Source organism: Salmonella sp. NW722, from assembly GCF_051702785.1.
GTDB classification, from domain to species: Bacteria; Pseudomonadota; Gammaproteobacteria; order Enterobacterales; family Enterobacteriaceae; genus Salmonella; species Salmonella enterica.
In genome coordinates this window covers 838619-860158 of sequence record NZ_JAMMIN010000001.1, presented here as the reverse complement: position 1 = coordinate 860158, position 21540 = coordinate 838619, and the positions used below count along the sequence as shown (strand labels likewise).

18 protein-coding genes are annotated in these 21540 nt (G+C 54.5%); 9 read left to right on the top strand and 9 right to left on the bottom strand.

All coding sequences use genetic code 11. From position 1 onward, the window contains the following. Positions 1 to 5: 5 nt before the first annotated feature. Positions 6 to 1271, bottom strand: a complete 1266-nt coding sequence (locus NA330_RS04210) for a DUF1479 domain-containing protein (RefSeq protein WP_023242271.1) — start codon at positions 1269 to 1271, stop codon at positions 6 to 8. A gap of 261 nt (positions 1272 to 1532) precedes the next feature. On the opposite strand from NA330_RS04210, the gene NA330_RS04205 reads away from it, so the two are divergent. Continuing rightward, entirely contained in the window at positions 1533 to 2342 is an 810-nt protein-coding gene (locus tag NA330_RS04205; protein WP_000217910.1) for a Cof-type HAD-IIB family hydrolase, read from the top strand. A 77-nt stretch (positions 2343 to 2419) separates the two neighbouring features. Here the strand turns inward: NA330_RS04205 and NA330_RS04200 are convergent, their stop codons facing one another. From NA330_RS04200 to moeA, 4 genes are all read right to left on the bottom strand, one after another. Continuing rightward, positions 2420 to 4852, bottom strand: a complete 2433-nt coding sequence (locus NA330_RS04200; RefSeq protein WP_000192657.1) for a glycyl radical protein — start codon at positions 4850 to 4852, stop codon at positions 2420 to 2422. A 5-nt stretch (positions 4853 to 4857) separates the two neighbouring features. Further along, entirely contained in the window at positions 4858 to 5757 is a 900-nt protein-coding gene (locus NA330_RS04195; RefSeq protein WP_052894801.1) for a glycyl-radical enzyme activating protein, read from the bottom strand. Between the two features lie 277 nt (positions 5758 to 6034). Then, positions 6035 to 6784 (bottom strand): molybdopterin-synthase adenylyltransferase MoeB, encoded by a 750-nt coding sequence (moeB, locus tag NA330_RS04190; protein ID WP_052894799.1) that lies wholly within the window; start codon positions 6782 to 6784, stop codon positions 6035 to 6037. After that, the gene (gene moeA / locus NA330_RS04185; RefSeq protein ID WP_000395800.1) at positions 6784 to 8019 is read right to left on the bottom strand and encodes a molybdopterin molybdotransferase MoeA; all 1236 of its coding nucleotides are present in this window, start codon (positions 8017 to 8019) and stop codon (positions 6784 to 6786) included. The genes moeB and moeA overlap by 1 nt, the downstream gene beginning before the upstream one ends. A gap of 202 nt (positions 8020 to 8221) precedes the next feature. Between moeA and iaaA the strand changes: the two genes are divergently transcribed. Genes iaaA through gsiD form a run of 5 tightly spaced genes read left to right on the top strand, consistent with a single transcriptional unit; the run spans position 8222 to position 14511 of the window. Further along, positions 8222 to 9163, top strand: a complete 942-nt coding sequence (gene iaaA / locus NA330_RS04180; protein ID WP_001030503.1) for a beta-aspartyl-peptidase — start codon at positions 8222 to 8224, stop codon at positions 9161 to 9163. 10 nt (positions 9164 to 9173) lie between these two features. Next, positions 9174 to 11045 carry a glutathione ABC transporter ATP-binding protein GsiA gene (gene gsiA / locus NA330_RS04175; protein ID WP_017441943.1) on the top strand — a complete coding sequence of 624 codons (1872 nt, stop codon included), beginning with the start codon at positions 9174 to 9176 and terminating at the stop codon, positions 11043 to 11045. Between the two features lie 32 nt (positions 11046 to 11077). Further along, a complete protein-coding gene (gene gsiB, locus NA330_RS04170) occupies positions 11078 to 12616 on the top strand; it encodes a glutathione ABC transporter substrate-binding protein GsiB (protein WP_017441944.1) in 1539 nt (512 codons plus the stop codon). 60 nt (positions 12617 to 12676) lie between these two features. Beyond that, positions 12677 to 13597 carry a glutathione ABC transporter permease GsiC gene (gene gsiC / locus NA330_RS04165; RefSeq protein ID WP_000936064.1) on the top strand — a complete coding sequence of 307 codons (921 nt, stop codon included), beginning with the start codon at positions 12677 to 12679 and terminating at the stop codon, positions 13595 to 13597. A 2-nt stretch (positions 13598 to 13599) separates the two neighbouring features. Continuing rightward, entirely contained in the window at positions 13600 to 14511 is a 912-nt protein-coding gene (gene gsiD / locus NA330_RS04160) for a glutathione ABC transporter permease GsiD (protein WP_001236024.1), read from the top strand. A gap of 90 nt (positions 14512 to 14601) precedes the next feature. Here gsiD and rimO read toward each other — a convergent pair whose 3' ends face one another. Then, entirely contained in the window at positions 14602 to 15927 is a 1326-nt protein-coding gene (rimO, locus tag NA330_RS04155; protein ID WP_000073314.1) for a 30S ribosomal protein S12 methylthiotransferase RimO, read from the bottom strand. Positions 15928 to 16157: 230 nt separating this feature from the next. Between rimO and bssR the strand changes: the two genes are divergently transcribed. Beyond that, positions 16158 to 16541 carry a biofilm formation regulator BssR gene (bssR, locus tag NA330_RS04150; protein ID WP_023242447.1) on the top strand — a complete coding sequence of 128 codons (384 nt, stop codon included), beginning with the start codon at positions 16158 to 16160 and terminating at the stop codon, positions 16539 to 16541. Between the two features lie 117 nt (positions 16542 to 16658). Beyond that, entirely contained in the window at positions 16659 to 17780 is a 1122-nt protein-coding gene (locus NA330_RS04145; protein ID WP_023242446.1) for a PQQ-dependent sugar dehydrogenase, read from the top strand. On the opposite strand, the gene NA330_RS04140 is transcribed toward NA330_RS04145, so the two are convergent. Further along, on the bottom strand, positions 17777 to 18403 hold the full coding sequence (locus NA330_RS04140) for a glutathione S-transferase family protein (protein ID WP_023242445.1): 627 nt from the start codon (positions 18401 to 18403) through the stop codon (positions 17777 to 17779). The two genes, NA330_RS04145 and NA330_RS04140, sit on opposite strands and share 4 nt — an antisense overlap. Before the next feature lie 243 nt (positions 18404 to 18646). Here NA330_RS04140 and dacC point away from each other — a divergent pair, with 243 nt between their 5' ends. Further along, on the top strand, positions 18647 to 19849 hold the full coding sequence (gene dacC / locus NA330_RS04135; RefSeq protein ID WP_000195712.1) for a serine-type D-Ala-D-Ala carboxypeptidase: 1203 nt from the start codon (positions 18647 to 18649) through the stop codon (positions 19847 to 19849). Between the two features lie 44 nt (positions 19850 to 19893). On the opposite strand, the gene deoR is transcribed toward dacC, so the two are convergent. After that, the gene (gene deoR, locus NA330_RS04130; protein WP_000450106.1) at positions 19894 to 20652 is read right to left on the bottom strand and encodes a DNA-binding transcriptional repressor DeoR; all 759 of its coding nucleotides are present in this window, start codon (positions 20650 to 20652) and stop codon (positions 19894 to 19896) included. 71 nt (positions 20653 to 20723) lie between these two features. Next, the gene (ybjG, locus tag NA330_RS04125) at positions 20724 to 21332 is read right to left on the bottom strand and encodes an undecaprenyl-diphosphate phosphatase (protein ID WP_023181381.1); all 609 of its coding nucleotides are present in this window, start codon (positions 21330 to 21332) and stop codon (positions 20724 to 20726) included. Positions 21333 to 21540: the final 208 nt, after the last annotated feature.

The following is a 21540-nucleotide window of genomic DNA, read 5'->3' as shown; positions in this document are numbered from 1 at the left end:
GACCGTCAAACATCTATACCTAATGCCCGTTTACCGTGAATATTCAGATCGCGCAGCGTGAAGCGCCCTTCCCAGGTGGTTTCATAGTCCTCGCGCGGGAAATCGCCCGGTGATGCGCCTGTCTCCAGCGCCGCCTTCACCTTACGCGCATAGGCCAGATTTTTCTCACACATTGGCGCGGCAGGAATGTACATCACATTGCCCCAGCCCTGCTGATTTTCGACGGGGGCGACGGAGTGGATGACATCGCAATGCCACCACACGGAATCCCCGGCTTCCAGTGGCGGAATGCTGGTTAACGCCGCCATCAGTAAAGGATGCCACTGTTCAGAAATCGGCAGCACCCGGCCCGGCGCGACGCCGCATAATTCATCTTCCGGGACATCATCCAGCAGCGGGCGCAGCAGAATATACGCCATCGCCTCCGGGATAGGGACGACATGAAGCAACCCCTGACCGGGCAGCATATCGGAGAGCGCGGTCCAGCCCTGGAAGGTGCGAAATACCGAGCATTTTGTGGTGTTATCCACCGTATACTCTTCAACTTCGGTACGGTGCGCCGCATTCCACGGATCGTACTGCTCGACGTTGCCGTTAAACACGCTGGCGAATACCTGCTGATAGGCTGGCAGCAGCCAGCGTTCCAGCGCGCCGGAGTCGGTATGCGCTCCCAGTCCTTTGGATGTGGTGCCCGGCGGGCGGCGACGGATGCGATCCGGATAAATGATGCTGATATCCGGATTAAACCATCGCTTGCCGTCGTGCTCTACCTGCCATAGACGGTTGAGGAACGACTGCGCCAGCGCCATCTCTTCACTTTGGCGGGCCTGCATTTGCGCCTGCGACCAGTAGACAGGATAGATTTCAGGCCGGGAGGCGCTCAGTGTACCGAAAAAATTATCCCCCGGTCCTTTATACACCTCGTCAAAATGGTTCTTGTCCAGATAGTCGAGCATCGACTGGTCCCATGCCAGCGCCTGTTCGCGTGGAAAATGACCTTTAATCACCGCGCACCCGCGGCGCTTAACCTCGGCGCGGGTGGCATCGCTAATGTTGCCCATCGCCAGTTCGCTAAAAGGGATAATTGGCCATACCGGCTGTCCCTGCGCTTTCAGATCGTTAATTTCCGCCACCCGGGCTGCTATGGTGGCGCTCAAACGGTCGAACACCGCCTGTACGTCGCCGATTTGCGCGCGTAGCGCCTGCTTCATCTGACGAATGGCCGCTTTTGGGTCGGCGGGTAGCGTTTCGTGGGTAAAAGGAGTCGTCATATCAACCTCACCATCTTTCGTTCGAAAGTAAAATTAGTTACATGTGATACTTTAAGTTAAAATAAGGTTAATGCAAGTTTAAAATATTGCAGGAGCGCACAAAGAGGGAAGCGAGAGGAAAACGTAAGGTGGCCAGGACGCCTTAATGTCTTATGCGGCTATTCCTTTCGTTCAGCCACTTTTCATTCGAAATAAATTTGTGGTTCTGCTCACATTGTTATTAAAATGTTTCTGGTCGCAGTTACAGCCAGGAGCTTAAGTATGACCGTTAACGTTGTCGTTACCGATATGGACGGCACTTTTCTCGACGATGCCAAGCAGTACGATCGTGTACGCTTCATGGCGCAATACCAGGAACTGAAAAAACGTAATATCGAATTTGTGGTCGCCAGCGGTAATCAGTACTACCAGTTGATCTCCTTCTTCCCCGAGCTGAAAGACGAAATTTCCTTTGTCGCAGAAAATGGCGCGCTGGTGTATGAACATGGCAAGCAGTTGTTTCACGGGGAGCTAACCCGACATGAATCGCGTATTGTGATTGGCGAACTGCTGAAGGATAAGCAGCTTAACTTCGTCGCCTGCGGTCTGAAAAGCGCTTATGTCAGCAAAAACGCTCCCGAGACTTTCGTGGCGCTGATGGCCAAACATTATCACCGCCTGCAGCCGGTAAACGATTATCACGACATTGACGATATCCTGTTTAAGTTCTCCCTGAATTTGCCCGATGAACAAATTCCGCTGGTTATCGACAAACTGCATGTATCTCTGGATGGCATCATGAAGCCCGTCACCAGCGGCTTCGGTTTTATCGACCTGATTATCCCGGGACTGCATAAAGCGAATGGCATCAGTCGTCTGTTAAAGCGCTGGAACAGGTCGCCACAGAATGTCGTCGCCATTGGCGACAGCGGTAATGATGCGGAAATGTTGAAAATGGCGCATTACTCTTTTGCCATGGGCAATGCCGCAGACAATATCAAAGCGCTTTCACGTTATCACACTGATGATAATAACCATCAAGGCGCGCTCAACGTCATTCAGGCAGTGCTTGACGGCACCGATCCCTTCTGATTAACAGGCCTGCGTAGGCCTGTTAAACGTAGCGCCATCAGGCAGTTCGGACATATTGCCGATGGCGCCAGGGAAAATTACAGCATATGTTCGGTACGGGCGATGATATCGTCCTGCGCATCCGGCGACAGCGCGGTGAAGAAGGCGGAGTAGCCTGCCACACGCACGACCAGATCGCGGTACTGGTCCGGATGTTTTTTCGCATCCAGCAGCGTTTCGCGTGACACGATGTTGTACTGAATATGCCAGCCCTTATGCACCTCAAAGAACGTCCGTAGCAGAACCATCAGTTTCTGTTTGTCGGATTCGTTTTCCAGCGTCGTTGGGTTCAGTTTCTGGTTGAGCAGCACGCCGCCGAGAATGGAACCGGTAGGTAATTTGCCTACGGAACCAATCACCGCCGTTGGGCCGAGATGATCCGTACCCGATGCAGGGCTTGCGCCTTCCGCCAGCGGCGTATGCGCTTTGCGACCATCCGGGGTAGCCATAGTCGCGGCGCCAAACGGCACGTTTGCTGAGATAGAGGACGTACCGGCGTAATAGTTGCCGCCGACAGGGCCACGACCGTAGCGCGGGTTATGATATTGCTTCAGCTCATCAATATAGGTCTGATAAGCGCGCGCCAGCAAGGTATCGACACTGTCATCGTCGTTACCGTACTTCGGCGCGCCGTTAATCAGACGCTGGCGCAGCTGCTCATGGGTCAGCCCGTCAAAGTCATCGGCCAGCGCGGCGGCAAGCTGCTGTTGACCGATAACGCCCTGTTCGAAGACCAGTTTTTTCACGGCGGCGAGGCTGTTGCCCAGGTTGGCGATACCGACCTGGAGACCGGATACCCAGTCATATTTCGCGCCGCCTTGCTTGATACTTTTCGCTCGCTCAATACAGTCATCTACCAGCGCTGAGCAGAGAATATCGTGGACGTTCTCTTCCAGCATGGTGTCGACCACATACTCAATTTCAATCGATTTGCGGGTGTAGTAGCGAATTTGGGTATCCCAGGCGGCCATCACTTCGTCAAAATTGTTAAAGTTGCCTGCGGAGAGCGCCTTTTCCTGCGGCAGAAATACCTTGCCGCTGGTGGCGTCGCGACCGCCTTCCAGCGCCGCCAGCATGACGCGGGCAAAGTTAATAAAGCTCATGCCGGTGCAGCGATAACCCCATTTCCCGCCGACGGCGGTTTCGATACAGCCGATCGCCGCGTAATCGTAAGCGTCCTGCGGTTCGATCCCCAACTTGATAAATTCCGGGATGACGATTTCATCATTGTTAAACGCCGGCATCCCAAAGCCGCAGCGGATGACCTGGACGCAGGCGTCAAGGAAGTCGTTACTCATTCCGGCGTGATAACGCACACTGAGGTTGGGCTGGGTAGAACGCAAACGTCCGCAGGACTCCAGAATGGCGTAAGACAGCGGATTCACTGCGTCCACTGGCTGACCGTTGATGAGATTCTGACCGCCAATGGTGACGTTTTGATACAGCGGGCTGCCCGCGGAAGCTTTAGAGTGCGAACCGGAGCGGATCTTGTTTACTTCCAGCAGTTTCAGCCAGCAGCTGTGCAGCAGTTCAATGGCGTGCTCACGATCCAGCGTCTGGTCTAGTTCGACATCGCGACGATAATAGGGGTAAAGATACTGGTCCATACGACCAAATGACACCGAGTGACCGTTAGACTCAATTTGTAGAATCAGCTGGATGAAGTAGCACAATTGCAGTGCTTGCCAGAAGGTCTGCGGCGGTTGGTGGGCGATCACCTCGCAGTTTTCGGCGATGGTAAGTAGCTCTTTACGACGGCTTTCACGGGACTCTTCGCCCGCCATCTGGCGCGCCAGCGCGGCAAAGCGCGTGATGTGCTGGCTTACCGCATCCAGCACAATATCAATCGCCTTCAGGAACTGCTCGCCATGCAGATCTTCCAGCACGGTCAGGTTGATGCGTGAGCGGCGCTCGGCGACTTTATCGCGCAGGCCATCAAGCCCTTTTTCCAGCAGCAGCGGGAAGTTCACCGCCAGGTGCGCGTCACCGGAGGTCATATTGCCTTCGGCTTTGATAATGCCAGTCGCCAGAAGCCCTTTTTGTTCATCGGTAAACATGCCGTAGCAGCGATCCTGGACGGTTTGACCGCGCCACCACGGACAGACGTCGTGCAGAATACGTTTGTTTTCTTCACTTACGGAAAAACCTGCGCCGGGTCGGTCCGCCAGGTCGTCGATCTCTTTTTCAATCCACGAGACGGTATATTCCGGGAAAATCGGCGCGGCGCGGACTTCACTTGCCTGGTTGCCGACGATCAGTTCATCGTGTTTTATCCAGATAGTGCGTTCCGCCAGGTGATGGGCCAGCGCCAGCGCACGGCGTACCGGAATCGGTTTATCCAGATGCTGCTGGTACATTTCGGTATAATGCTGCGCGCGTTCGGTACAGACCGGCGGTTTCACGATATGTACCAGCGCGGTTTTGTGCGCCTTAATGCGGTCACTGAGCGTGTCCAGTTTCAGTTGGGTCATGATAATTATCCTCGTAGGGTCGCGGTTAAACCTTTTTGGCAGGCGTACTTCTGGGCAAAATCAAGTAACGCCGGCGCATCCAGTGGTTTATCCGGGGCATGATAGGGTTGACTGAGTAAGTGGTATTTATTGATGCCCAGCGTGTGGTAGGGCAGAAAATGAATTTCCCCGACGTGCAGTTCGTCGGCGGCAAAGTCGGTAATGGCTTTAATGGCCTCCTCATCGGCATTAAATCCCTGAATCAGCGGGACGCGAATCACCATTTTTTTGCCCGCGGCGGCGAGTTTCCTGAGATTTTCCAGCACCCGCGAGGCGCTACCATCGGTCCACTGCTTAAACGGCCCGTCGGCGACATGTTTCAAATCAGCCAGAAACAGATCGATATAAGGCAGTGAGGGCGCAATGTATTTCCATGGAACATGCAGACAGGTCTCAACCGCTGTATGAATACCGGCGTCATGGCTGGCTTTAAACAGCTCTGCCGCCAGTTCCGGCTGCATAAACGGTTCGCCGCCGGAAAGCGTAAGACCGCCGCCGCTGCGATCGTAAAAAGGTTTATCGCGCAGTACCGTCGCCATGATCTCATCCACGCTTTTTATTTCGCCGCACACGGTTAACGCCTGTGTGGGGCAGCAATGCGCCAGGACGGAAAAATGGGCGTCGATCAGTTTCTCGCGATGGATGAGCAGGCCGTTTAGCGCGCGCTCAATGACGTCCGGCGCAGCTTGCGCGCACAGGTCGCATCCTTCGAGACACAGCCGCGCGTCGTATAACAGATCCTGAGCGCGGGCGCGGCTTTCCGGGTTCTGGCACCAGCGACAGCCCAACGAACAGCCTTTGAGAAATACTACGGTACGGATACCGGGGCCATCGTGGGTAGAATAGCGCTGAATATTGAAGATCATAAACGGCCTCTCTTATTTCATATAAAGATTAAATTACTTTCGAATGAAAGTTATCTTGATGTGCGTCAACGAATGGAGAGGTTCTGATAAAGAGGCGTTAAATGAGGTACAACATCACGGTTTGAGGCTGTGATATGGCGTTTAAGATGATGCCGCGCTGCTTGAGCCGATCGTCAGTCGGAGCTTGGGTAAGCTGGCTTTGCGTCTGATGACAGTAATTATCTGTTGATACAGCACGGCCATAAACCGTGCTTCGGTATGTTTATCCGTAAAGTGGCTAATGACCGCAGACCTCACAGCCGGGGTTGCGCATCAACTTCATTTCGCGGAACTGACAGGTCATCGCATCGTACATGACGATTTTTCCGCTAGCGGGCTGACCGTAATGCGCCAGCAGCTTAATGGCCTCCATTGCCTGTAGCGAACCGATCACGCCAATCAGCGGCGCCATCACCCCTGCCTCTACGCAGGTCAGAGCGTTTTCGCCAAACAGACGGCTCAGGCAGCGGTAACAGGGTTCGTTTTCCCGATACGTAAAGACGGTAACTTGTCCTTCCATACGAATTGCCGCGCCGGAGATTAGCGGCACTTTCGCGGTATAGCACCCGGCGTTAAGTTGATTACGTACGCTAACGTTATCGGTACAGTCCAGTACCAGCGAATGCCCGGCAATCAGGCTGGTCATGGCGTCGTCGTCCAGCCGCGCGTTAACGGGCGTAATGGTAATATGCGGGTTGATTCGCGCCAGCGCGTCGCGGGCGGACTCTACCTTTGGCTGCCCGACCGTGGCGTCGCTGTGCAAGGTTTGACGCTGGAGATTGGAAACGGAAACGGTATCAAAATCGAGTAGCGTCAGTTGCCCGACGCCAGCGCCGGCCAGATACTGCGTTGCCGCGCAGCCGAGTCCGCCCAGCCCGACCACTAATACCCGCGCATCTTTTAACGCTTCCTGCCCTTCAAAATCGAAGCCGCGCAGAATAATTTGTCGGTTATAGCGCAGCATCTCCTGGTCGCTAAGTTCCGCCATTACAGGCCTCCGAACAGAGCATTAAACGGCTCGACTTCCACCCATTCTCCCGGCTCAACATTGCCGCGTTCACGCTCCAGCACAATAAAGCAGTTGCCCAGACTAAACGAGCTGAAAATATGTGAACCCTGGTGCCCGGTGGTCGTGACCTCCAGTTCGCCGTTGGCGCTACGTTGCAGGATGCCGCGCTGGAAATCGAGACGCCCCGGCGTTTTCTTCAGGCGAGATGCTGTGCGTACACGCTGGCGCGGCGGTACAGCGCTTGCCGTGTTGCCGCCAAGCTTCGCCAGTAAAGGCTGAACCAGTTGATAAAAAGTGAGCGCCGCAGAGACTGGATTCCCCGGCAGGCCACAGAACCAGCTATTACTGAGTTTGCCGAAGGCAAACGGTTTGCCTGGCTTGATAGCCAGCTTCCAGAAGGCGATTTCGCCCAACTCCTCAAGGATGGTTTTGGTATAGTCCGCTTCACCAACCGAGACGCCGCCGGAGCTTATCACTACATCGGCCTGGCTGTCGGCGTCGATAAACGCGGCGCGGAGCTTACCAGGATCGTCAGGAATAATGCCTAAATTGATCACTTCGCAGCCAAGCTGTTGCAGCATCAAATGTATGGTTAAACGGTTAGTGTCATAAATTTGTCCCGCCTCCAGCGGCTGGCCCGGAAGCTGGAGCTCGTCGCCGGTCGAGAACAGCGCTACGCGCACTTTACGTACAACCTGCGCATCGGCAATTCCCAGCGACGCCAGCACCGGCAGTTCGGCAGTAGTCAGGCGCGTACCGGCCGGAAAGACCACCGCATCCTGGCGAATATCCTCGCCGCGGCGGCGGATGTTTTGTCCGCAACGAACATCGGCGGTAAAACGCACGCCGTCATCGGTTTGTTCCGTCTGCTCTTGCATAACTACCGCCTCGCAACCTGTCGGCACCGGGGCGCCGGTCATAATGCGAATGCAGGTGCCCGCAGGCCACTCTCCCTGGTAAGGCTGACCGGCAAATGCTTTGCCGGCGACGGGCAGCGGCTTATCGGCAGACAAATCCGCCACGCGTACCGCATAACCATCCATAGCTGAATTATCAAAGCCGGGGACATCAAGGGGAGATACGATATCGGTCGCCAGGATGCGGCCAAAGCAGTTCACCAGCGGCAACGTTTCTACGGCGGTGAGCGGGGTAATACGTGAAAGCATCTGGGTCAGCGCCGTTTCAAGCGGCATCAATCCGGCGGAAAATTCCATGAACATACTCCTGCGAGGCAAAATCGAATCCGGCTATTATGTCAGAAAACAGTGGCGGGCAGTATGCTACCTCGGTCTTAGAGACAGCCTTGCGCCTTTACATACCTTACGCATCTTTCTATATTCAAAAATCGAATGAATAACTCACAACAATTCTGATAGTTATAGTAAAAGTTGTGTGCCACCGTAATGGACCCTAAAAATGAATAAAGCAGTGATTGCGATTCACGGCGGCGCAGGCGCGATTGCTCGCGCGCAAATGAGCCATGAGCAGGAGCTACGCTATATCCAGGCGTTGTCAGAGATTGTTGAAAGCGGGCAAAAGATGCTGGAAGCGGGTGACAGCGCGCTTGATGTAGTGACGGAAGCGGTGCGCCTGCTGGAAGCGTGTCCGCTCTTCAATGCGGGTATCGGCGCGGTCTATACCCGAGACGGGACTCATGAACTGGATGCCTGCGTGATGGACGGCAATACCCTGAAAGCCGGAGCCGTCGCGGGCGTGAGTCATGTTCGCCATCCTGTGCTCGCCGCCAGACTGGTGATGGAGCGCAGCCCGCATGTACTCATGGTGGGGGAAGGGGCGGAAAACTTTGCCTTTTCACAGGGGATGGCGCGCGTTTCGCCGGATATCTTTTCCACCCCGGCGCGTTACGAGCAATTGCTGGCGGCGCGTGCAGCGGGCGAAATGGCGCTCGATCACAGCGGCGCGCCGCTGGACGAAACGAAAAAAATGGGTACAGTCGGCGCGGTGGCGCGGGATAAATTCGGCAATCTGGCGGCGGCAACGTCTACCGGCGGGATGACCAATAAATTGCCCGGGCGCGTCGGTGACAGCCCGCTGGTCGGCGCCGGGTGTTATGCCAACAACGCCAGCGTCGCCGTTTCCTGTACCGGAACGGGAGAGGTCTTTATTCGCACGCTCGCGGCTTACGATATCGCCGCATTGATGGAATATGGCGGACTCAGCCTTGCCGACGCCTGTGAGCGCGTGGTGATGGAAAAATTACCGGCGCTGGGCGGCAGCGGTGGATTAATCGCCGTTGATCACGAAGGTAATGTCGCGTTGCCGTTTAACAGCGAAGGGATGTATCGCGCCTGGGGATATGCCGGGGATACGCCTACCACAGGAATTTACCGGGAATAAGGAGCCGCAGGTGCCGCACAGCGATGAACTGGATAGCCGCGATGTTCTGTCCGTCAGTGGCCTGAATATCGCGTTTCACCACGAAGGGCAACAGGTAGACGCCGTGCGTAATGTGTCATTACGCCTGAAGCGTGGAGAGACTCTGGCGATTGTCGGCGAGTCGGGATCGGGAAAATCGGTGACGGCGCTGGCGTTAATGCGGCTGATTGAGCAGTCGGGCGCGAACGTGCGCTGCGGCGAAATGCTGTTGCGTCGGCGTAATCGCCAGGTGATTGAGCTGTCTGAGCAGAGTGACGCGCAGATGCGGCGTGTGCGCGGCGCGGATATCGCCATGATTTTCCAGGAGCCAATGACCTCGCTCAACCCGGTATTTACCGTTGGCGAGCAAATTGCCGAATCTATTCGTTTGCATCAGGGCGCCAGCCACGAAGAGGCGCTGGCGGAAGCGAAACGTATGCTCGATCAGGTACGGATCCCGGAGTCGCAGGCGTTTTTATCGCGTTATCCGCATCAGCTTTCCGGCGGGATGCGCCAGCGAGTCATGATCGCGATGGCGCTATCCTGTCGTCCGGCGGTATTGATTGCCGATGAACCCACCACGGCGCTGGATGTCACTATCCAGGCGCAAATTCTGCAACTTATCAAAGTGTTGCAGCAAGAGATGTCGATGGGCGTGATTTTTATCACCCACGACATGGGCGTCGTGGCGGATATCGCCGATCGCGTGCTGGTGATGTATCAGGGCGAGGCCGTGGAAACCGGCAGCGTAGAGCAGATTTTCCATGCGCCGACGCATCCTTATACCCAAACGTTACTGGCGGCCGTCCCTCAGCTTGGCGCGATGCGCGGCCACTCGCTGCCACGCCGTTTCCCGTTGATTTCCGCTGACGAACCGGCCCTTTATGAATCGCAGATTGAGCAAGACACGGTGGTGGAAGGCGAACCTATTCTCCAGGTTCGGGGGCTGGTGGCGCGATTCCCGCTGCGTAGCGGTCTCTTTAACCGTATTACGCGTGAAGTTCATGCCGTCGAGAATATCAGTTTCGATCTCTGGCCCGGCGAAACGCTATCGCTGGTGGGCGAGTCCGGTAGCGGAAAATCGACGACCGGACGCGCGCTGTTGCGGTTGGTTGAATCCCGGCAGGGGGAGATTATCTTTAACGGCCAGCGCATTGACACGCTGTCTGCGGGTAAACTCCAGCCGTTGCGCCGCGATATTCAGTGTATTTTCCAGGACCCTTACGCCTCGCTCGACCCGCGCCAGACCGTGGGGTATTCCATTATGGAACCTTTACGGATTCATGGTCTGGGGCAGGGGGACGCTGCGGCAAAGCGCGTGGCCTGGCTGCTTGAGCGTGTCGGATTACGTCCTGAACATGCCTGGCGTTATCCGCACGAGTTTTCCGGCGGTCAACGTCAGCGCATCTGCATTGCTCGCGCGCTGGCATTGAATCCTAAAGTGATTATTGCTGATGAGGCGGTCTCCGCGCTGGATGTTTCCGTTCGCGGACAGATCATTAATTTACTGCTCGATTTACAACGGGAAATGGGGATCGCCTACCTGTTTATTTCGCATGATATGGCGGTCGTGGAGCGAATTAGCCATCGCGTGGCGGTGATGTATCTTGGTCAAATTGTTGAAATGGGGCCGCGGCGCGCCGTTTTTGAAAATCCGCAGCATCCTTATACGCGTAAATTGATGGCGGCGGTGCCGGTTGCTGATCCCTCCAGACACCGGCCGCGGCGCGTTCTGCTATCAGATGATATACCCAGCAATATTCATAAACGTGGCGAAGAGACGCCCGCCGTTTCATTACAGTTGGTCGGGCCGGGACATTATGTTGCGCGGCCGCTGCAGGATAATGCGCTCTCGCGCTTATAACATTCAGACTGGCAGGGTTTCAGGAGAACAACATGACGCAATTTATTACGCATAAATGGCTGGCGGCGCTGGGACTGGCCTCATCCATTGCGGCTTTTCCGGCCCTGGCGGCCAAAGATGTGGTGGTGGCGGTAGGGTCTAATTTCACCACGCTCGATCCGTATGACGCCAACGATACGCTCTCGCAGGCGGTGGCGAAGTCATTTTATCAGGGGCTGTTTGGCCTGGATAAAGACATGAAGGTAAAAAACGTCCTGGCGAAAGGCTATACCGTTTCTGATGACGGTCTGACCTACACCATTACCCTACGACAGGGGGTGAAATTTCAGGACGGCGCGGATTTTGATGCGGCGGCGGTGAAAGCGAATCTCGATCGCGCCAGCAATCCGGATAACCACCTCAAGCGTTATAACCTGTATAAAAATATCGCAAAAACGGAGGTTGTCGACCCGGCAACGGTAAAAATTACCCTGAAACAGCCGTTCTCCGCTTTCATTAATATTCTGGCGCACCCGGCGACGGCGATGATCTCGCCGCAAGCGCTGGAAAAATATGGCAAGGATATTGGTTTTCATCCGGTCGGTACCGGTCCATACCAGCTTGAAACCTGGAATCAGACCGACTTTGTCAAAGTGAAAAAGTTCGCCGGTTACTGGCAGCAGGGCTTACCCAAGCTGGATTCTATTACCTGGCGTCCGGTTACTGACAACAATACCCGCGCGGCGATGCTGCAAACCGGCGAAGCGCAATTTGCTTTTCCTATCCCTTATGAGCAGGCCGCGTTACTGGCGAAAAATAAAAACCTCGAACTGGTCGCCAGCCCGTCCATTATGCAGCGTTATATCAGTATGAATGTGACGCAGAAACCGTTTGATAATCCTAAGGTGCGTGAGGCGTTGAATTACGCTATCAATCGTCAGGCGCTGGTTAAAGTGGCGTTTGCCGGATACGCCACGCCGGCGACGGGCGTGGTGCCGCCGTCGATAGCCTATGCGCAAAGCTATCAGCCGTGGCCCTATGATCCGGCTAAAGCGCGCGAACTGTTGAAAGAGGCGGGGTATCCAGACGGTTTCAGTACCACACTGTGGTCATCGCACAACCATAGCACCGCGCAAAAAGTGTTGCAGTTTACCCAACAGCAACTGGCGCAGATTGGCATTAAAGCCCGGATAACCGCGATGGACGCCGGCCAGCGCGCCGCGGAAGTTGAGGGCAAAGGGCAAAAAGAGAGCGGCGTGCGAATGTTCTATACCGGCTGGTCGGCGTCGACGGGCGAAGCTGACTGGGCGTTATCGCCGCTCTTCACATCACAAAACTGGCCGCCGACGCAGTTTAATACCGCTTTTTACAGCAACAAGCAGGTCGACAGCGATTTGGCGGCGGCCTTAAAGACCAACGATCCGCAGGAGAAAACACGATTGTACAAAGAGGCGCAGGATATTATCTGGAAAGAGTCGCCCTGGATACCGTTGGTGGTGGAGAAATTGGTTTCTGCGCACAGTAAAAATTTGACCGGTTTCTGGATTATGCCGGATACCGGTTTCAGCTTTGACGATGCGGATTTGAAGTAAGTAATGCGATGGGGCTGGATGGCGCGCGCGTTGTCCGCCATCCGGTAAAAGGTTCGTGTGATGCTTAACTATGTTCTCAAGCGCCTGCTGGGATTAATTCCTACGCTGTTGATTGTGGCAGTGCTGGTGTTTTTATTTGTTCATTTGTTGCCCGGCGACCCGGCGCGGCTGATAGCCGGACCGGAAGCCGACGCGCAGGTGATCGCGCTGGTTCGTCAGCAGCTGGGGCTTGATCAGCCGCTTCATGTCCAGTTTTGGCATTACATCACTCATGTTTTACAAGGCGATTTCGGTACGTCAATGGTTTCCCGCCGCCCGGTTTCTGAGGAGATCGCCAGCCGCTTTTTGCCGACGCTGTGGCTGACGATAACCAGTATGATATGGGCGGTGCTGTTTGGCATGGCGATCGGCATCGCCGCCGCCGTGTGGCGTAATCGCTGGCCTGACCGGTTAGGAATGACGCTTGCCGTGACCGGCATTTCTTTCCCGGCTTTTGCGCTGGGAATGTTGTTAATGCAGATTTTTTCCGTGGATCTGGGCTGGCTACCGACCGTGGGGGCGGATAGCTGGCAACATTATATTTTACCCTCCCTGACGCTTGGCGCGGCGGTGGCATCCGTCATGGCGCGTTTTACGCGCTCCTCGTTTGTCGATGTCCTGAGCGAGGATTACATGAGGACCGCGCGGGCGAAAGGCGTCAGTGAAACGTGGGTGGTGTTAAAACATGGCCTGCGCAATGCGATGATCCCGGTCGTCACCATGATGGGACTGCAATTTGGCTTTTTGCTTGGCGGATCGATCGTCGTCGAAAAAGTGTTTAACTGGCCGGGGCTTGGGCGATTACTGGTCGACTCCGTCGACATGCGCGACTACCCCGTGATTCAGGCAGAAGTGCTGCTGTTTTCTCTGGAATTTATTCTTATCAACTTAGTGGTGGATGTTCTCTATGCCGCCATTAATCCGGCTATCAGGTATAAGTAAGGATGCGATTATTTAACTGGCGCCGTCAGGCGATTTTACATGCTATGCCGGTGGTAAAACCCGACCAGATACGCACGCCGTGGCGGGAGTTCTGGCGTCGTTTTCGCCGCCAGCATGTCGCGTTGGTCGCCGGGGGATTCGTACTGGCGTTAATTCTGGTGGCGATTTTTGCCCGTTGGCTGACGCCCTACGATGCGGAAAACTATTTTGACTACGATAGCCTGAACAATGGCCCCTCTTTGCAGCACTGGTTTGGCGTTGACTCGCTGGGAAGAGACATCTTTAGCCGGGTTCTCGTTGGGGCGCAGATCTCACTGGCGGCGGGCGTGTTCGCGGTATTTATCGGCGCGATAATCGGTACGGTGTTGGGATTGCTGGCGGGATATTATGAAGGCTGGTGGGATCGTTTTATTATGCGCATTTGCGATGTGCTGTTCGCCTTCCCCGGCATTTTGCTGGCGATTGCCGTTGTGGCGGTGTTAGGCAGCGGTATTGCTAATGTGATCGTTGCGGTGGCGATTTTCTCTATTCCGGCGTTTGCTCGTCTGGTGCGCGGAAATACCCTGGTCTTAAAACAGCAGACGTTTATTGAGTCTGCCCGCAGTATCGGCGCCAGCGACACGACGATTTTGTTTAGCCATATATTGCCGGGAACGGTCTCGTCAATTGTGGTTTTCTTTACGATGCGTATCGGTACGTCAATTATTTCCGCGGCAAGCCTGTCATTTCTCGGATTAGGCGCGCAGCCGCCAACGCCGGAGTGGGGAGCGATGCTCAATGAAGCGCGGGCGGATATGGTCATCGCGCCGCACGTAGCGCTCTTCCCGGCGGTGGCGATTTTCCTGACAGTGCTGGCGTTTAACCTGTTAGGCGACGGGTTGCGCGATGCGCTGGACCCGAAGATTAAGGGGTAAGCCAGCCCGGTGGCGTTGACGCCTGGCGGGCCTGGAACGGGCTCGTCAGGCGGGATAACACATCCGGCACCCGCGCCGGGGGAGGGGGCGTTAAACCCGACTGCCCCACAAATCATATTCGTCGGCGTTTTCCACTTTCACGCGCACGATATCGCCCGGCTTGACGTTGGTTTCGCCGTTCAAATAGACCGCGCCGTCAATTTCCGGCGCATCCGCCATGCTACGCCCGATAGCGCCTTCTTCGTCAACCTCATCAACGATCACCAGAATTTCGCGGCCCACTTTTTCCTGCAAGCGCTCAGCGGAGATTTGCTGTTGCAGTTGCATAAAGCGGTTCCAGCGCTCTTCTTTCACCTCTTCCGGCACCTGATCCGGCAGGTCATTCGCGCCTGCGCCTTCCACCGGGCTGTACTTGAAGCAGCCTACACGATCGAGGCGCGCCTCTTTCAGGAAGTCGAGCAGCATCTGGAAGTCTTCTTCCGTTTCGCCGGGGAAGCCGACAATAAAGGTGGAGCGTAGGGTCAGTTCCGGGCAGATTTCGCGCCACTGCTTAATGCGCGCCAGCTGGCGGTCAACGGAACCAGGACGTTTCATCAGTTTAAGAATCCGCGGGCTGGCATGTTGCAGCGGAATGTCCAGATAAGGCAGGATTTTGCCTTCCGCCATTAGCGGAATCACATCATCAACGTGTGGGTAGGGGTAGACGTAGTGCAGACGTGTCCAGACGCCCAGTTTTGATAACTGCTCGCACAGGCTCACCATACTGGTTTTCACCGGTTCGCCATTATGGAATCCGGTGCGGTGCTTCACATCTACGCCGTAGGCGGAGGTATCTTGCGAAATCACCAGAATCTCTTTGACCCCGGCATCAACCAGACGTTTCGCTTCGCTTAATACGTCGCCAATCGGGCGGCTGACCAGATCCCCGCGCATCGACGGGATAATGCAGAACGTGCAGCGGTGATTACAGCCTTCAGAAATTTTCAGATACGCATAATGGCGCGGCGTCAGTTTTACACCCTGTTCCGGTACGAGGCTTAAAAATGGATTGTGCTTCGGCTTCGGTACGTAATGATGTACGTGCTGCAGAACTTGCTCATAGCTATGCGGCCCGGTGATTTCCAGTACTTTCGGATGCACTTCGCGGATCTGATCTTCTTTTGCGCCCAGGCAGCCGGTGACGATTACCTTACCGTTCTCGTTCAGCGCTTCGCCAATGGCTTCCAGAGACTCTTGTACCGCGCTGTCAATAAAGCCACAGGTATTAACGATAACCATATCCGCATCGTCATAGCGTGGCACAACGTCATAGCCTTCGGTACGCAGCTCAGTCAGGATGCGTTCCGAATCAACGAGGTTTTTCGGACAGCCCAGGGAAACGAAGCCGATCTTTGGCTGGTGGGTTACATTACTCATAGCTTAAAAAGTGTTCATTTATTGGAATGGTCAGGGCAGGGATTCTACAGATATCCGAACAAAAATTGTATCGCAATCTCATCAGGAGCGGCGGCATCAACCGTTGTGGTTGTCAGCAAAAGGTGAAAAAGGGCAATTCTAAGAAAATTCTTGATCTCTGACACCCCTTTGTCTAAAAAACGACCATACTATTAAGTTGAACCCTGGTAGAAAAGAGGAGGAAAAAAGGTATGGTCGTTGACAGACTGAGAACCGATCTTCTCAACAAGCTGATAAACGCGCGTATCGATCTTGCCGCTTATCTGCAATTGCGAAAAGCGAAGGGGTATATGTCAGTCAGCGAAAGTGACACTCTGCGTGACAATTTTTTTGAACTGAATCGCGAGCTCCACGATCACGCTTTACGGCAGGGACTGCATCTCGATCAGGAAGAGTGGAACGCGCTGCGCCGTGCCGAAGGCGCGCTTGCAGCCGCCGCCGTTTGTTTAATGAGCGGACACCATGATTGTCCGACCTTTATTGCCGTCAACGCAGATAAACTTGAAAACTGTCTGACAACTTTGACGCTGAGTATTCAGAGTCTGAAAGTACATTCACCGCTTACACAGGTCTGAATAAGGGGGAGGCGACTCCCCCTTTTTACCGGACCGCGCCGCTTAATGTTTTGTAAAAATAAACCGACCTCTTGCGATGCTGACTACGCTTTAACGCAGAGCCCTGAAGGAGGCGGTATGCGTCGAATACTTCTCGCGATAGTTTCATTCTCTCTTTTCTCTTCATGGGTGAACGCCAATCTTGCGCCGGTGAACGTTGAGGTGCTGCAAACCCGGCTCGATCACCCGTGGTCGCTGGCTTTTTTGCCGGATAACCGTGGGATGCTCATTACCCTGAAAGGGGGACAACTGCGCCACTGGCAGGCGGGGCGGGGACTTTCCGATCCGCTGGCTGGCGTACCGAAAGTGTGGGCAAACGGGCAGGGAGGTTTGCTGGACGTCGTGCTGGCGCCTGATTTTGCCCAGTCGCGCCGCGTCTGGCTGAGCTATGCTGAAGCTGACCGCGAAGGAAACGCCGGTACGGCAGTCGGTTTTGGACGGCTGAGCGACGATCTTCAGCGTCTGGAGCATTTTCGTACCGTGTTTCGCCAGATGCCTAAGCTGTCTACCGGCAACCATTTCGGCGGACGTATGGTATTCGATGCGCAAGGATCTCTTTTTATTGCCCTGGGTGAAAATAACCAGCGCGCTACCGCGCAGGATTTGGATAAATTACAGGGTAAGCTGGTGCGCCTGACCGGGCAGGGCGAAATTCCGCCGGATAATCCGTTTGTACATCAGGCGGGCGCGCGTCCGGAAATCTGGTCTTACGGTATTCGTAATCCGCAGGGGCTGGCCATCAATCCCTGGAGCGGCGCGCTATGGCTGCATGAACACGGTCCGCGCGGCGGCGATGAAATTAACATCCCGGAAAAAGGCAAAAATTATGGCTGGCCGCTGGCCACATGGGGCGTCAACTATAGTGGTCTGAAAGTGCCGGAAGCCAAAGGTGAAATTGTCGAGGGAACGGAGCAACCGGTTTACTACTGGAAGGATTCTCCGGCGATCAGCGGGATGGCTTTTTATGCCAGCGACGTTTTTGCGCCGTGGCGGCACAAACTGTTTATCGGCGCGCTAAAAGATAAAGAGGTCATTGTGATGCACGTCGATGGCAATACGGTGACGGAAGAAGGCCGTATTCTGGGTGACAGAAAGCAGCGTATTCGGGATGTGCGTGTCGGACCTGACGGCTACTTATATGTGTTAACCGATGAGTCCGACGGGCAGTTACTCAAGGTAAGTCCTGCAGCCACGCGTTAGGTCACCGGGATCATCACCACTTTGCGAAAAGCAGGGCGCTCGGTAAGCTGCTGATACCAGCGCTCCAGATTCGGGCGCGGCGTCCATTTCAGATCCACGTTCAGCAGGTTATAGACGAAAGGCGCAATAGCGATATCGCCGGTGCCAAAGTTATCCCCGGAGAACCACGGCTGGTGGGCCAGAGCATCATCAAGAAGCGCAAACAGGCTGTCACACTTTTCGATACCGGCTTCAATTGCCGCCTGGTCGCGTTTTTCCGGCGGGGTTCTGACCAGTCCCATCAGGATCACGCGGTGCGCCGGGCTCAACGTTTGATTCGCCCAGTCCATCCATTTTTCGCCCTCCGCACGCCGCGCCGGATTATCAACCCATAGCCGGTTCTGGCCGTATTGCGCCGCCAGATAGCGGACAATGGCATTGGATTCCCACAATAACAGGTCGGTTTCATCATCTTTAAGCAGCGGCACCAGCCCATTAGGATTCATCGCCAGATAGTCGGCATCCTGGTTAACGCCGTATTTTCCGCCTGCCAGAATTTGATCGTATGGCAGTTCCAGCTCTTCAAGCGTCCACAACACTTTTTTAACATTAGTCGAGTTGTTCCGGCCCCACAGCGTAATCATATTAACCCCTTCTGTTTTATCAGGATGATGACAGTAATCGGCCTACCGTGAGATAAACCTAACATTTACACAATGGTCTGTAAAAAAATCGTTATGAAGGAAGCGTAACGGGATGTTATTGCATAAACTTTAAAAACTTTACCAAGTTACGGTTTCTTTAACGTCGTGAGTGCGTTATTACTCACCGCACTTATTACACGGTGGTGTGACGTGTGTTTTTGGAATGGATACTCGGGTGGTACTATGACGCAATACGCTTCTTCCCTTCGTAGCCTCGCGGCAGGTTCGGTTCTCTTATTCCTTTTCGCTTCGCCTGTAAAGGCAGAGGAACAAACGATCGCGCCGCCGGGCGTTGATGCGCGAGCCTGGATCTTAATGGATTACGCCAGCGGTAAAGTACTGGCGGAAGGCAACGCCGATGAGAAACTCGACCCTGCCAGTTTGACAAAAATTATGACCAGCTACGTGGTGGGCCAGGCGCTGAAGGCAGGGAAAATCAAGCTGACCGATATGGTGACGGTGGGCAAAGATGCCTGGGCGACGGGGAACCCGGCGCTACGTGGGTCGTCGGTGATGTTTCTGAAGCCAGGCGATCAGGTGTCGGTTGCGGATCTTAATAAAGGCATCATCATTCAGTCAGGTAATGATGCCTGTATCGCGCTTGCCGACTACGTCGCCGGAAGCCAGGAGTCCTTTATCGGCCTGATGAACGCCTATGCGAAACGACTGGGGTTAACCAATACAACCTTCCAGACGGTACACGGTCTTGATGCGCCAGGGCAGTTCAGTACCGCTCGCGATATGGCGTTGCTCGGCAAGGCCTTGATTCACGATGTGCCTGACGAATACGCCATTCATAAAGAGAAAGAATTTACTTTTAATAATATTCGTCAACCGAACCGCAACCGCCTGTTGTGGAGCACCAATCTGCATGTCGACGGCATGAAAACGGGGACAACGGCAGGGGCTGGATATAACCTTGTCGCCTCCGCCACCCAGGGCGATATGCGCCTGATCTCTGTCGTGCTGGGGGCGAAAACGGACCGTATTCGTTTTAATGAGTCAGAAAAACTGCTGACCTGGGGTTTCCGCTTCTTTGAAACGGTCACGCCGATTAAACCTGACGCGACATTCGTGACGCAACGGGTCTGGTTTGGCGATAAGCGTGAGGTCAATTTGGGGGCGGGCGATGCGGGGTCTGTGACGATTCCGCGTGGGCAGCTTAAAAACCTGAAGGCCAGCTTTACGTTGAACGAACCACAGCTCACGGCGCCGTTGAAGAAAGGGCAGGTTGTCGGCACCATCGATTTCCAGCTTAACGGAAAATCCATTGAGCAACGCCCGTTAATGGTGATGGAAAACGTCGAGGAGGGGGGATTTTTCAGCCGGATGTGGGATTTTGTGCTGATGAAACTCCATCAGTGGTTTGGCAGTTGGTTCTCGTAAAATAACTCCGTTGCCGGGTGCGCGTCGCATCCGGCAACGGGCAGTTAATACATCAGAGTAATTTGTTGCGCTTTAGCGTAGGCCACAAAGGCCTCATCGGGACGGCGGTCGCTGATAATCGTATCAAAGCGTGATAATTCCCCCATCCGCGCCGGACGTACCTTGCCGAATTTACTGTGATCCACCACCAGTACATGGCTCTGTGCCATTGTCATGGCCCAATGTTTTACCGGCAGCTCTTCCAGATTAAAGCAGGTAGCGCCTTTACTGGTATGAACGCCGGCGGCGGAATAAAACGCGATATCCGGACAAATATTGTTTAACGTTTCATGGAAATCAAGCGGTTTGAAAATGGCGTTGCTGGCGTGAAACTCCCCGCCGCTCAGGATGGCGCGGCAATGGGGTTTGTCCTGCAGCGCCAGAAAGGTATTAAGTGAATAGCACACCGCCGTAAAGGGAAGGTCATTATCAATGGCTTCAATGATCCACGGCGTGGTGGTGCCGCAATCAATAAATACCGTCTGATGCGCTTGTACCAGGCCCGCAGCCAACTGAGCGGCTCGGCGTTTTTCTTCCACCAGACGAGATTTTTGATCGCTTAACAGATAATGACTGGCGCTGCGGGGCTCCAGTACGATATAGCCGCCCAGCAATACGACAGGCGCGCTTTTATGGTTCAGGTCGCGACGAATGGTCATTTCAGAGACGCCCAACAGGGTCGCGGCTTCTTTTAGATGAAGTTTATCGCTGCGTTTTAAGGCCTGCAGCAATTGACCAATACGCTCGTCGCGTCGCGTTTCCATAGTTCCCCTGGAGAGTTAAATAAGCGCTCCGCACCATACAGAGCGCTTAATATTACTCTTTTTTTCGCTATTTAGTCACGTACCCAGCCTTTTCGAATGGGCAATGCGAAACAGAAACGGTAACAACGTTGCAGCGCCTGGTAGAGCGGCGCGCCGTACCATTGCCAGATCAGCTGTGCGCTCAGGCAGCCAAGCATCGCTACCAGCAGCGCGCCAATCATATCTAACGGCCAGTGTACGCCGAGATAGACGCGCGACCAGGCGATGGTCATGGCTATCGCCATCATCACGATGCCTGACCAGAGGCGGTGCCAGAACAAAAACGCCAGCGCAAAGGTAAAAATCACCGTACCGTGATCGCTGGGAAACGAGTCATCGGCGGCATGATGCAGGAAGTTATAGCCGATATGATCGACAAACGGACGGTCGTGCGGGAAAAGGTGTCCCATTGTCCAGGAGACCGCCAGACTGATAATCAGCGCGATGCCGATTTTAACGATCAGCTGACGCTGGGCGCAGACCCGATCGCGGGGACCCCACAGCCAGAGTACCACGGCTAAGAGCGGGACGATGTTGATGACATCTTTGGCGATAAAGATAGCGAGCGAAATCGTCCACTGCGCGGAATCAGGCGTGGCGTTAATAAAATAAAACAGCGAGTTGTTAAGGTTTTCCAGCATAACATCCAGGCTCGGAGCAATGAAATCAAAAGGGATAGCCAGCTCATCCCCGTGCAAACTGAGCATAAATGCAGCGTAACAGGGAGGAAAAGCAGTATTGTCTTATTTGGCGGCAACATGAAGAGATTTAAGACAATGGCATAAAATAATGTCGATGATAACGGCGCAAACTTAAATTAACCTTAAAGTACGCAAGCGCTAAGCGGCT